This window comes from Neobacillus cucumis (assembly GCF_023715505.1).
In genome coordinates this window covers 1-13,081 of record NZ_JAMBOH010000041.1, presented here as the reverse complement: position 1 = coordinate 13,081, position 13,081 = coordinate 1, and the positions used below count along the sequence as shown (strand labels likewise).

Sequence of the window (13,081 nt, the reverse complement as noted above, 5' to 3'; positions counted from 1 at the left end):
AAAAAAGACCATTAAGTTTTAACTTAATGGCTTAATTTCAAAGAGATGAAAAGCGTTAAAGGTCAGGGTGGATTGTAAATAAAGCTCTGCTTCCACTTTTTCCTCATAAATTTGCAGATCAGGGCGGGTTCCCTGCTTGATAAAAGAAATGACCTCCTGGTCGTAAATATCCTGATGCTGCAAATTTATCCAGTTTATATAAAATTCTCCGTTATTTTGATCAAGAATGTGCTTGCGAATTTGGTAACGTCCAGGCGGCAGACCCGAAATCACGACTTTCTTTTCCTTCGTGATGGATTGCAAAAAGAAGCTCTCGACCGAATAAGAAGGATTGATATAGGAGGGGTTATAAACGGCCAATTGATAGCCGCTTTCCCCCATTGCCATGACAAAATCCTCACCTTCAGCTAAAATCCTTAGGGCCATTTTTTCCATCAGCTGGAAATTAAAATAAGCAGGGCGTTTAATTTGATAATAATAAAGGAGAGCAATCCCATTCATGGCAATATGGTCTTGATCCAGATTATTTTTTTCCAGCGAGTGGGTATCAATCCAAAACCCCAAACCGGAAAGTTCCTTCATCGCATCCAGCATTTCTTTAAAAATAAGGGCTGAACGGAAAAAGGTGCCGCTTAAATCCATCGTATTTCCATATAGCGTATTCCAATCCGTAAGAAAAATCGGAATCTTCTCCAAACCCGCAGACGATAAGCATTCCTTTAATCTGCTGCAAGCTTTCTTTACATAATTTTTTACTCCTTCAAAAGTAAGATTATCCATATCGGTAAAATCCACTTCTTCATTCGGATTGCAGGTGAAGCAGACCAGCTCGCAACGATCGGAAATTTGGTTTATAAAGTCATCCGCAGGACCGGGTATAGCCTTTCCTAAAGAAAACGGCACATGAAGACCCACTTTTGCGGCAGAAGCCCACCTTTTAACAGTTTCATAAAAATCTTGATAAAAGCTCTTTGCTGTTTCACCCCATTCCGAGAAAACCAATTCAAACCGCCATTTGCCTACAAAGGCACTGCCAAAATAACTAAGACTGTGCTGTAAGAATTCATCAAGCTTTTTAAGATATTCAGAGCTGCTATCCACTTTCTTTTCAACTTCTACGCGAATGAAAGGAACCAACCCTAATTGCTGAAAGCGGGTGAACAAGGCATCCATCTGATAAAATTGCCCACCGATTTGATAGAGGGGCGTTGTCATCGCAAAGCTGTCCGAAAAAAGGTTCGTAAAATAGATATAGTCAAATCCAAGTTCCTCTTGAATTAACTTTAAGTCTGCCTGCACCTCTTCATGCAAAGCATATTCCAGCTGCCCAATCACCAGTACCTTTAAGGCTTTTTCTTTGATAAAAATGGGCTCCTGCGGCAGGTCCACATATACGGCTGAAGCAGCCGGTTCCATCAGCGTAGTGCTCTTCTCATTTCCTGAAATATACTTGCTGATTTCCATTAAAAAATTTGGCGATTGCAGTAAAGTATATTGTTCCGTTTCATGTTTCATTTCCTCGACATCCATAGGTTCCACTTTATGAAGGCTGCGATATTCAGTAGGCGTTTGCTGGTACATTTCTTTAAAAGCCTTATTAAACGCCTTCACATTGGGAAAACCATTATTCAGCGAGATCTTAAGAATGTTATGGTCGGTATACAGGAGCTCATGAACCGCTGATTTCAAACGGACATTTTTGACATATTGGGAGAAACTAACCCCAACTTCCTGCTTGAAGTAACGCGATAAATAATAAAGAGACAAATACTGCTGCTTGGCGATTTCCTCCAATGATATCGGTTTGCGATAGTTTCTTTCGATAAAAGCCAGGAGTTCTCTAATTCTTTCATCCTTCATTTCGGTGAATTGATGACTCCCGAGGTGTGTTGTTTTAAAATTTCGAATCAACAGTGTAACTAACTGAAAAATCAGTCCGTTAATCTCGATCTCACTTCCATCCTGCTTTTGATAATAGGCAATCAAAATTTTCGCCATTAGTTGGCGAATTTGATCAAAAAGCAGATACAGCCCGTTACCCTCTTTGGATGAATTGCAGTTAAAATAGCACTCATGAATATTCGGATAATGCGGCTCGATTAGATCCAAGGGGATTTGTAACGATAAGACCACATTCTCCTTATTCCCCTTAATAGAGCGTATATCATTGGCATTAATAAGCAGAAGATCATTTTCGGATAATTGGAAGGAATGTTGATTGACCGTGACCTCAATTTCTCCCCTTATAATAAGAAGAATCTCAATTCCTAAACGGATATGGTGTGAGTAATGTTCAATGTTTTGTATACTTATTTGATAAGAATCATCTTTTATTGGCCGGTTCATGAATATTCACCTCAGGACTGGATTAAAAATGTGCGTTGCCCTAGCAAGAACCTGGAATTAAAATTGATTCCATGACTTTTAAATACACGCCTAGAGTGTATTAACTAGGAACTAAACTTAATGCAGGTGACTTGGGATAAACCAAACTCAAACTACTAAAATATAAGCATAATGATGGAAAAGCATACTAAATAGTAAATCAAAGGAGAGAAAACTGCAACTTTTCGTAAGTAGTTTAATGGATTGTTTGCCTTCCTCACCCTATCTCATGTGGGATTTACGCGCGGGTGCAATTACTTTCAATTGAAAAAAGCATGGGTAATACAGGGGACCTTTACAAAGGAGATACTACTTAAAAACGTAGTATCTCCTCTTAAATATTCATATCATCAAAAAAAGGCCAAACTTCCAAGAGAGAAGGTTGACCCCCAAAAACAATGTATCCTAATTTCACTATCTTATCTTAATACCTTCTTTCATACTTTACCTACACCATTTGGAGTTCAACAAATTCAAATTCGATTTCATCCTTCACGGTAAAAATGCCTGTACTGTCTGGAATACCGAATTTTGGTCCTTTACCAGGAGTACAGGCATTTTATTTAACTATTTAATCATGCATAGGAATGAATATTTGTCCAAATCCCTACACTCTTGATTTCCTTATACTCAGGTTTCCACATAGCATCTTCAATAGCAGTCTCAACATCTTGGATATCCGCTCTTGCAATTCCTTCGTATATCGCCGCATTGACTACTTCAATGGCTACGTATTTTGAGACCTCATGAAGTTTTTCAATGGATGGCAGCAGGGATGCTCCAGGTTTACTGGAGTCAGACATTCTTGCAACCGCATAAGCAGCAGCTGCGAACATGCCTTTTGAGATCACTTCTGCTTTTGCCACAATGGCTCCTAGGCCTAGACCTGGGAATACAAATGCGTTATTTGACTGGCCAATTTCATAGGAAACCTCGTTGTATTGGACATTGGCAAAAGGGCTGCCGGTTGCAATTAGAGCCTTGCCATCTGTCCATTTAATTATGTTTTCCGGCAACGCTTCAGTCAGTGCAGTTGGGTTGGACATAGGCAAGATGATAGGACGCTCAACATACTTGGCCATTTCTTTCACAATTTCCTCCGTGAAGGCACCGGCTTGTCCGGAAGTACCGACCAGGATGGTCGGCTTCACCTTCTGAACGACTTCCATTAATGAAATGATTCCATCCTCATTCATATCCCAGTTCTTTACTTCTTCCGCCTTTCTTACATAAGGCTTCTGGAAGTTCAGGACACCTGGTGTTTCATCCGTTAGTAACCCTCGATAGTCAATAGCCCAGAAATGATCATAAGCTTCTTCTCTTGTCAGCCCTTCAAGAACCATAGCATCTGAGATTTGGTCAGCTATACCGATGCCGGCGGCCCCTGGTCCGAAGACAACAATACGCTGTTCCTTCAAAGCAGTTCCTGTTACTTTCGATCCAGACATAACAGCAGCAAGGGTCACTGCCCCTGTTCCCTGGATGTCATCGTTGAAGGTAAGGATGTTGTCACCGTATTTGTCTAAGACCTTACGCGCATTCACGTTGCCAAGATCCTCCCAGTGAATTAGAACCTCTGGAAAAAACTTTCTTGCAGTCTGAACGAATAAATCAATAAATTGATCATAACGCTCACCGCGGACACGGGCGAATTTGTTGCCAATATAGATAGGATCGGCAATCAAAGCCTGATTGTTCGTACCCACATCCAACACGACTGGCAGAACACGGCTTGGATCAATACCAGCTGCCGCTGTGTACACGGCAAGCTTACCAATCGCAATATTAATACCGCCTACCCCTTGGTCACCAATTCCCAGAATGCTTTCTGAGTCGGTAACAACGATTAAATCAATGCCATTTTTGGGCTGTCCAAGATTATAGAATGCCTTCTCCACGCCCGCAGGATCATCAATAGAAAGATATAAACCTCCTGGACGGCGGTAGCTATGGGAGTATGACTGGATCGCATCACCGACAGTAGGTGTGTAGATAATTGGAAGCATTTCTGCTAGGTGTTCTTTCAACAGTCGGTAAAACAGAACAACATTGCGGTTATATAAATCATAGAGCAGACCGTGTTTAAATAGATTCGTCGTCCGCATCGAATATTGTTCATATACCCTATTTACTTGTTCATCAAGGGTGAGCACTTGGGGAGGTAAAAGACCGTCGAGTCCAAGGCCTTCCCTTTCCTCTTTCGTAAAAGCCGTTCCTTTATTCAAAAAAGGATTAGAGAGAACCTCTTTTCCTTTTAACGTTGTAATAATCACATTCTCAGGTACATTCATGGTGTTTCCTTCTTTCTTTCTTAAAAATAACTACTCGGACCATTATGGGAACATAGATTGCTATCCTCCCATGTTAATAACATTTTCCTTATCAAACTAGTTTTTTTAATTTAATGTCTCTTTTTTGTAATTAAACAAAGTAGACAGTAAAACGGCTGACTACTTTGTTTAATCTATCACTTTTTTGCGTATATAAAATTTACGTTACCTTTTTATCAGGCTGCCCTTGCAATCGATTGTTTCGCTTTTTTCTTTTCAGACCTTTTAAATACATAGCTTACAATAAGCGGACAGACGATGGCAGAGATGACACATGCCGCGGCAACTTGTGCAGTAGCTGAAGATGCTACTGCAACTAAGGTCGGATCTGCTGCGGCCACAACAGCTGGTGTAGCTACCGCATTTCCTGCAGTTGACCCTGTTGCTAAACCAACGATTGGGTTTTCTTTAAATAACTTCAATAGGAAGTAAGCTCCAATTCCAGTGAAGGCAGCGATTAATCCTAGTAATATCCCAGGACCTCCAGCATTTACAATAGTTGAAAGATTCATTCCGGCACCTAATGGGAATGAGAAGAATGGGATTAATAATAATTTACTGCTTCCAAGAAACTTCCTCATATCAGGATCAATATTACCTAAAATCATTCCGATAACAATTGGAATTAATACTCCTAGAAGTGTTTGAAAAGGAATGGTAGCAAGGCCGGATGCACCTAATGCCACTAATGTGAAAAATGGACCATCTTTTAAAGAAAATAAAGCATATGCGCCTACATCTGTTTCGTCACCATACGATGAAGCAAGAGAAGCATATAACCCGCCATTAGCATTTAATAATGCTGCAAGGATGGCTAATGGTGATAATCCTAGTATTCCGGCAGGCCCAAAAAACATAGCTACAGCTAAACCTATACCAGCACCTACAATAAATTTTCCTGTTAATAATAGTGCACCTTTTTTCAATGCCTTTGGTGCTAATTTGAAATTAATTTGGGAACCGATTAAAAACATAAAACATGCCAAAATGGTTGATGATGCTTCTTTACTGAATAATGCTGTTGTAAAACTTCCAATTTGTAAAACCTGCGGAAAAAATGTATTCGTCAATACCCCTAAAAAAAGTGGAACAACCATCAAACCACCTGGAATTTTATCAAGCGTTTTCTTAATTGGAATTTGCATGTTGAATCCTCCTAAAATAGTTTTTTAATCTTGCAAAAAAGCGATTATTTTTTACTACCATTTTTACCGATTTCTCCAATAAGTGTTGGGAGCGATTCCAATTTTCTAGCTGGCTTTGCCATATTTTAATCCCCCTTTGTCTTTCTACATGTGTATCATAATCCCATATAAATCGCTTTCATAGATTATGAAAGTTTAATAATTCTTTTTGTAAATAAAAAAAGTAAGCAGTTTCAAAAACTACTTACAGAAAGTTTTTTATTAAGTGCTCTTTAAATTTGTTATATTCATGCTGGTATACAGGCCTTCCGACCGTTCCATAGATAACCTTAACTTCAAGGATTCCTAACTCCTTTAAAAAATTAAGATACTTTCTTGCCGAGACCCTTGATATTCCTACAACATTTGCTACTTCATCCGTAGAAAAAGGCCCGTCCTTCAATTCCTGAATCGCATCCCATACCTGCTTTAAGGTATCCTTCGTTAACCCCTTTGGCAGTTCTTCTACTATAACCGCTTCGTCTCTATGCAAAAGTAAGTTATCAAGCTCCTGCTGACTAACCGAATTCTGTTTATCAATGAACCGAGTTTGCTCAAGGTAGGTAGCAAGTGCAGCGTTAAACCGTTCAAACTCGAAGGGCTTAATTAAATAGTCGACAACACCATACCTTAATGCCTTCTTAATTCTATCAAGATCTGAAGCCGCTGAAATGATGATGACATCAATTTCAAAGTCATTTTTCCGAAGGTACGCTAACAGCTCTAGGCCCTGCTTCCCCGGCATAAAAATATCCAGCAGAATGAGCTGAATATCATTCTTTCCCAAAAGTCGGATGGCTTCCGCTACTGAATGGACTGTTGCGGCCAACCGGAACCCATCAATTTTAGCAAGATATTGTTTATTGATTTCTGCTACCATCGGGTCATCTTCGACAATCATTACATTAATCATCGTATTCATCCTCTGCTTTATAAGGTATATACACAGCAAAATTTGTTCCCTTTCCAGGCTTGGACGAAATAATCATGTCCCCTTCCAGTCTTTCAATTGCCTGTGCCAAAAGATATAACCCGAACCCACGGTTTTCTCCTTTCGTAGAAAACCCTTTATCCAGTATTTTGTTTTGGAGTGATGTCGTCATCCCCATCCCTGTGTCTTTAACCTCAATTGTTAAAATATCCTCTGCATAATCAAGTGTAAGGTCGACTTTTTTGTTTGGACTGTCCGCAATCGCCTCCATTGCATTATCGAAGAGATTTCCAATGATGGTTATCAGCTCATGTGTGATTTCCGAGTTTGCAGGCTTGGGAAGTTTACTTACACAATCAAATGATAGAGAAGCACCTGATTCTCTGGCAAAGCTTAGTTTGCCAATTAAAAATCCAGCAAGAACAGGGTCCTGAATTTTCTTCGTTACAAAACCCATTTCTGTTTTCCGGTGGTTAACCGTTTCACTCACATAGGCAGCAAGTGTATCATATTGTTCAGTTCGAACCAGGCCAAGGATGACATGAAGTTTATTCATAAACTCATGTGCCTGGGCACGGAGAGCATCCGCATAGTTACGCACACCTGTGAGCTGTTCGGCCAACAATTGGACTTCGGTTTTATCACGGAATGTAGCGATTGCTCCTACCGGCTCATTATCCACAACCACCGGAACCCTGTTTACTAAAATGGTCACCCCATTCAGGTTTTGTTCTTGATCCAATTCGTTTTCACCCAATTTTATAATGCGGGTTAACCGAGTCTCTGGCAAATAAGCTTCAATGTTCATACCCATAGGGTTCCCTTCAAGCCCGGCTCTCTTAAAAAGCTTTCTCGCTGCCCTGTTTACAAGTGTGATTTTCCCTTCTTGGTCGATGGCTATTATTCCCTCACGCACAGACTGAAGCATGGAACTACGCTCTTCAAGCAGCTTAGCAATAGCGAATGGCTCGAGTCCTAAAAGGATTTTTTTGATGTACCGTGCCAGGCCCACTGCACCGATTACCCCTATTAGGATTCCGATTAACGTCCCAATAACGATCCCAATCCGTGCTTTATGTACCGCCTTTGTAACGTTTTCTAAAGAAATTCCTACAGCAACCGCACCGACTTGTTTTCCATGTGAATTCTTTATTGGAGTAAATGCCCGCATGGATCGACCGAGAGTTCCCTTTGAAATGGAAACATACTCCTTTCCTTTAAGAACAGGCCCTTCATCTCCTCCCCTGAAGTGCTTCCCCACTTCACTAGGATCCGGGTGGGAAAGACGGATTCCTTTCAAGTCCATAACCACAACAAAGTTAACATTCGTTTTATCTTTAACTTGATTGGCAAAATCTTGTACTACCGTACGACTAGTTGTCCCATCTAAAGCATTAATCACCAGCGGGCTTAGGGAAATCATCCTGGCAACATTGAGGGCTTTTTCTTTCTGTGTCTCTTCGACACTGGAGGTAATTCTTTTGCTTATTATTAAATCCGTTATTCCAAGTGATAAAGCGACGACAATGCATACAAATATAATTATAATGGCTTGTAAACTAAATTTGCCTTTCCTCATGATCTCCTCCAGGTTTTATCATAATAATAGTATGTATAAGACATATAAATAAAATGACAAAAGACCGCCAAGCTCATAAACGAGCTGTAAGCAGCCTTTAACATAAATTATCGAATTAGCAATTATCTAAGTTTATTATAATACTTGAAAATGGCTGGACGCTTTTTGTAATTAAAAAAAGTGTTTGCGTAGGTTCACTGAACCTGCTTAAGTGCATTATCTAGTACAAGTGACGGATACCTGCGTTACTCTCTCTTTATCTCCAATGGTCTTAATCCAACCCTATGAGCACCAATATGAAAGAAAAGGCCTCCCAACCGTTTTAGCAAACAGATGGAAGACCTTCTCAAATAATATCTTTTCTTTTTTTTCATGTTTAGAGAACGAGGGCAAATAATAACTTTTACCGGTAAAACTTTGATATAACGATAACAGAGATTTACTCTAATTACATCATGCCGCCCATATAGTTTTATGCTGTAACATTTTTAACCGCATTAGAAGAAAGTCGCATAGAATCCGCATTCTGCAGGTGCTGCGTGTAACATCTTTAACCTAGATTTACTGTGATTTATTGTAGTTCGTTAGCAAAATGTTAGCATGTTGTTAGCCGGTCAATGATGAAATCGAGTTGATGATTCTTATAACAAAAGCGATGCAAATTTTATATGCATCGCTTTTGTTACACATTCCACATGTGTTGATTGTATGTGGCAACACTAGAGATGGTGAGTGCTTTGGTCCGGCCATTTACAGTTGGGACCGCAGTGCAGTAACACAAGAGTTATCGGTAGAAATCCTTTGTCTTTATACAACCGGTTCAGGTTGCTCTTGCTCTTCAAGCCCTTTCCAAACAGCAATAATAAATTCTGAGTCATCCGGCGGAACCCATTCGGATTTGGCTTGATTCAAGTTATCCCAATTATAATACTCTAAAACAGTGGAGTTTTTGTGATCAAGTTCCTGTTGCAGCTGAATACCATATGCTGATTTTACGATATTCAAAAGCCTTTGAGGCATTTCAAGGAGTTCTTTCCCCTGTAGATATTCATAGGCAGCAAACGACTTGGAACTTCCTTTTTCATAATCCGGCGGCATTTCTTCCTCAAATGTATATTGAAAAACAAACTTTTTGTTACCTTTTATATCGCATAGCCTCTCAATTTTATGATTTAAAGTTAGTACCTTTTTAAGCGCTGCTACTGTCTTTATTTCTCCTTTTTTATTGCGTTCAGTCATATCGAAATCGTGTATGCAGGTATATTGAACTCCAAAGTTATTGAGGACGTTCAATACGACATACATTGTGCCTTTCCCTGCACAGTTTACCACAGATGTTCTATTGTAAATTTCACTATCCAAGTCTCCACTACTAGCTAGCTTTTCACCGATTATTTTTAATGCAACAACTTCGGTATCGCCTTCAACTAAAATTACGTTATTGGCAAAAAATATTTCATTAACATACGGGTTAAATCTTAATAATGCTTGAAATTTATCTTTTTCATGACTCGGTAAGCCATAAATATCCGAGTTCACCTGACTAACTACAACATTTTTATCCTCATTCAACGAAAGCTTAGCTAATGTCCTGTGCGGCTTAGCTAAATCAATGAAATTTGGTGAATGGGATGTTGCCAAAACTTGAAAGAAACCCTCATCTGCCAGGCTATAGAGTGTTTCCTTAAAAACTCTTGCAAGATGAGGATGGAGATATAACTCGGGTTCTTCAATAGCAATTATTAAAGGGCGATTTACTCCTTTCTCCTCTCCTTGGTATTTTTTCATGTACATCTTAAACCCTTTAAGTATCGAAAGCATAAATGTCCGTTGCACTCCATTACCCTGGTGCGACAGCATAGTTTCTAGCCCATTAAAGTCAAAATTAGGTTTTAAGGAAGTACTCACTATTTCGTCCAGCGGGTTGACGTCCACATTAAATCTAATTTTGGTTGAAGTAACTTCTTTTAAGAAACCTTGCACCTCTTCCTCAAAGAATTTGATTTTTTCGTTATCATGTGAATTGATTTTATCTTGTAATAGCTGTGTTTTCTCTTTAGCTTCTTTATATTCATCTAGTCCTCGAATAACATCTTTATACAAAGCGTACAAGGTTTTCATATAAGGAGAAGAATCTTTTATATCATCATTGGCATTTTTAACCGCTGGTATGTAGATTACCTCGGGAAACGCGCTTAAAAAATGGGTTCCATTTTTCCCCCCTCCCATTTTTCCATCCCAGCCTTCGCTTCCGAGGTCGTGTTCCTCATTTCCTGAGAGTTTTGATGCACGTTCTACCTTTTCTCCCAAACGATATACCGCCCTTACAATAAACTTTCCGGTTGGTCCATGAAGCGACGCTCTAATACCATGAAGATTTATTTCTTCCTCTGTTAAATCTGAAAAAGTAGCATGAAAACTAATTGGATTAGAAGTGTTGTGTCTATGATAAAGGTTTTTTTCCAGCATTGTGTCGCTGGATCCAAACTTACACAATGCTTCTAATACTGTACTCTTACTACAGTTATTAGGGCCAATAATTATTGATATGTTTTCTATGTCTATAGTTAGTTCCTTAATGCCTTTAAAATTTCTGATAGTTAGATTTGTTAGTTTCATAAACATTACCTCCTAATCCAGTATTTTACTATCTATTACAAAAAATCATATCCTTTTATTTAAAAAGCAACCTTTTGGTCCTCTCATCTTGAGTTATTAATAGTTTTACTTTTGTTATTTTCCAATTACATTTCATTGATATTAAAATGCTCTAATAAAATCTTGTACTTTATTTCTCAAAAGGTTGTATTTACGACAGAGTTAAATCCCGAATGGGTCAGAGCTGCAACCTCTGTAAAAAAACGCCGTCTCTTGCCGGTTCCGACAGAAGAGAAACCGGAGAAAAACATAGCCGTGGGAGCGCCCTTAAGTCACGCTAAAAAAGAGGTCAGGTGAGCTGAGCCAATGCGACAAAGAAAATCAGCACTAGCAATCATTAGTCAAGGTCTTTCTGCTGTTTGGAACGGATTGCTGGAGAGGGAGCGGGAACGGCTCCTTGCAAGTAACGGTTCGGTGGAGTTTCGATTGGTTACGGCCAACGGTGCTTGTCACGATATATGCGGGCGAAACTGCATATGCTTTAAAAGCAAATGACAAGGTGAAGAAATTCAGGTATTAAACAGCAGCATCATCCGGGTTCCCAGCTTTGCACTAAAGTATATACCCCATGATAAATACTACTTCCTCTGTCCCTAGAATCAAGAATAATCTTGTTTTCTGGGGACAGGGGTGGGGTATTTTCATAGTCAGTAACCCGCATAACCTAAAAGTATTTATCCCACCAACTTGTTTTCAATTGATAATGACGACCAACAAATAAGCTCCTCTACAACTGAGAGTGTATCGAATAAATATCTCCGTTACATATTTGTCGCTGTTACTAAGACTGTAAGTACATCCCTTAACAACACTAAGATCCTTTACAGGAGAACGATATTGGAAGTACTTGAAACCCTAATTAATGTCCATAGTTATTATTATTCTTCTTAAACAAATGCACCCGTTAGTCATAATGAACGAAACGGCTCCCATCGCTTAACGTAGGTTGCACTTGGTCATAATGTTACTACCCAAATCAAAACCAAGTGTAGAGCTACACACGAAAAGGAGCCGATTATTATGAAGGATGTACAAAAATTTGTTGGTTTAGACGCCTCTAAAGATACTATTGCTGTTGCGATTGCTGATTCAGGTCGTGGAGAGCCTAGATTTCATGGTACCATACCAAATAAACCAGAAAACATTCGCAAATTAATGAAAAGTTTAGGCGATCCTAAAAATCTATTAGTTTGTTATGAAGCTGGATCTTCTGGATACGGAATCTACCGATTACTTCTATCTATGGACATAGAATGTATGGTTGTAGCACCTACCCTTATTCCAAAGCGTTCAGGAGATCGAGTAAAAACAGACAAAAGGGATGCAATTAGATTAGCTCAGCTACTTCGTGCTGGAGAGCTTACTTCTGTTTGGGTTCCAGATGAAGACCATGAAGCATTGAGAGACTTAATTCGTGCTCGTCATGATGCTCGTGAGGATTTACAAAGTTCTCGTCAGAGACTTGTTCACTTCTTACTTCGTCATGAAATACGTCCCCCTCAAGGGGTTAGAAATTGGTCTGTCAAACATCGCGAATGGTTAAAACGATTAACATTTGAAAGAACTTCCCAACGTATTGTTTTTCAAGAATACCTACATGCAATCAATGTAGTTGAAGATCGTATGAAACGAATCGAAGCTCAAATCCATGAAGAAGCTCTTCAAAGTGAACATGCACTTGTAATTCAAGCACTTCAAACTTTGAGAGGTGTCGCAGAGGTCACTGCCGTTACTTTAGTAGCTGAAATCGGACAGTTTTCTCGCTTTTCTAACCCAAGACAACTGATGTCCTATGCTGGACTCGTTCCTAAAGAATACTCTAGTGGATCAAATCGTTGGCAAGGTTCTATTACTAAGACGGGAAATTCTCAGGTTCGGCGTTCCATGTGTAGAAATCTGTTGGTCTTATCGTCATCGACCTTCTCTTAAAGGTGAATTACTTAAACGGCAAGAAGGTCAAGATCCTGAAGCACAACGTATTGCTTGGAAGGCTCAGCACCGTCTTCATATGAAA

At 39.4% G+C, this 13,081-nt stretch carries 8 protein-coding genes; 2 read left to right on the top strand and 6 right to left on the bottom strand.

Going from position 1 to position 13,081, the window contains the following annotated elements; all coding sequences use genetic code 11:
* Positions 1 to 18: 18 nt before the first annotated feature.
* The 6 genes from M3226_RS28635 to M3226_RS28610 form a co-directional block, all read right to left on the bottom strand.
* On the bottom strand, positions 19 to 2,346 hold the full coding sequence (locus tag M3226_RS28635; RefSeq protein ID WP_251572571.1) for a helix-turn-helix domain-containing protein: 2,328 nt from the start codon (positions 2,344 to 2,346) through the stop codon (positions 19 to 21).
* A gap of 614 nt (positions 2,347 to 2,960) precedes the next feature.
* Positions 2,961 to 4,676 (bottom strand): NAD-dependent malic enzyme, encoded by a 1,716-nt coding sequence (locus M3226_RS28630; protein ID WP_251572569.1) that lies wholly within the window; start codon positions 4,674 to 4,676, stop codon positions 2,961 to 2,963.
* 215 nt (positions 4,677 to 4,891) lie between these two features.
* Entirely contained in the window at positions 4,892 to 5,860 is a 969-nt protein-coding gene (locus tag M3226_RS28625) for a 2-keto-3-deoxygluconate permease (protein ID WP_251572567.1), read from the bottom strand.
* A 244-nt stretch (positions 5,861 to 6,104) separates the two neighbouring features.
* The gene (locus tag M3226_RS28620; RefSeq protein WP_251572565.1) at positions 6,105 to 6,812 is read right to left on the bottom strand and encodes a response regulator; all 708 of its coding nucleotides are present in this window, start codon (positions 6,810 to 6,812) and stop codon (positions 6,105 to 6,107) included.
* Positions 6,805 to 8,409 (bottom strand): DcuS/MalK family sensor histidine kinase, encoded by a 1,605-nt coding sequence (gene dcuS / locus M3226_RS28615; RefSeq protein ID WP_251572563.1) that lies wholly within the window; start codon positions 8,407 to 8,409, stop codon positions 6,805 to 6,807. The genes M3226_RS28620 and dcuS overlap by 8 nt, the downstream gene beginning before the upstream one ends.
* A gap of 807 nt (positions 8,410 to 9,216) precedes the next feature.
* Complete coding sequence (locus M3226_RS28610; RefSeq protein ID WP_251572561.1) at positions 9,217 to 11,028, bottom strand: ATP-dependent nuclease; 1,812 nt, start codon at positions 11,026 to 11,028, stop codon at positions 9,217 to 9,219.
* A gap of 345 nt (positions 11,029 to 11,373) precedes the next feature.
* On the opposite strand from M3226_RS28610, the gene M3226_RS28605 reads away from it, so the two are divergent.
* Together M3226_RS28605 and M3226_RS28600 are read left to right on the top strand one after the other, a co-directional pair.
* A complete protein-coding gene (locus tag M3226_RS28605) occupies positions 11,374 to 11,562 on the top strand; it encodes a hypothetical protein (RefSeq protein ID WP_251572559.1) in 189 nt (62 codons plus the stop codon).
* Between the two features lie 525 nt (positions 11,563 to 12,087).
* Positions 12,088 to 12,996 (top strand): IS110 family transposase, encoded by a 909-nt coding sequence (locus tag M3226_RS28600; protein WP_251572557.1) that lies wholly within the window; start codon positions 12,088 to 12,090, stop codon positions 12,994 to 12,996.
* Positions 12,997 to 13,081 lie beyond the last annotated feature (85 nt).

Bases quoted from the DNA above. Each gene is read 5' to 3' on its own strand.
- M3226_RS28635 (WP_251572571.1), bottom strand. From the start codon at position 2,346: ATGAACCGGCCAATAAAAGATGATTCTTATCAAATAAGTATACAAAAC.
- M3226_RS28630 (WP_251572569.1), bottom strand. From the start codon at position 4,676: ATGAATGTACCTGAGAATGTGATTATTACAACGTTAAAAGGAAAAGAG.
- M3226_RS28625 (WP_251572567.1), bottom strand. From the start codon at position 5,860: ATGCAAATTCCAATTAAGAAAACGCTTGATAAAATTCCAGGTGGTTTG.
- M3226_RS28620 (WP_251572565.1), bottom strand. From the start codon at position 6,812: ATGATTAATGTAATGATTGTCGAAGATGACCCGATGGTAGCAGAAATC.
- dcuS (WP_251572563.1), bottom strand. From the start codon at position 8,409: ATGAGGAAAGGCAAATTTAGTTTACAAGCCATTATAATTATATTTGTA.
- M3226_RS28610 (WP_251572561.1), bottom strand. From the start codon at position 11,028: ATGAAACTAACAAATCTAACTATCAGAAATTTTAAAGGCATTAAGGAA.
- M3226_RS28605 (WP_251572559.1), top strand. From the start codon at position 11,374: ATGCGACAAAGAAAATCAGCACTAGCAATCATTAGTCAAGGTCTTTCT.
- M3226_RS28600 (WP_251572557.1), top strand. From the start codon at position 12,088: ATGAAGGATGTACAAAAATTTGTTGGTTTAGACGCCTCTAAAGATACT.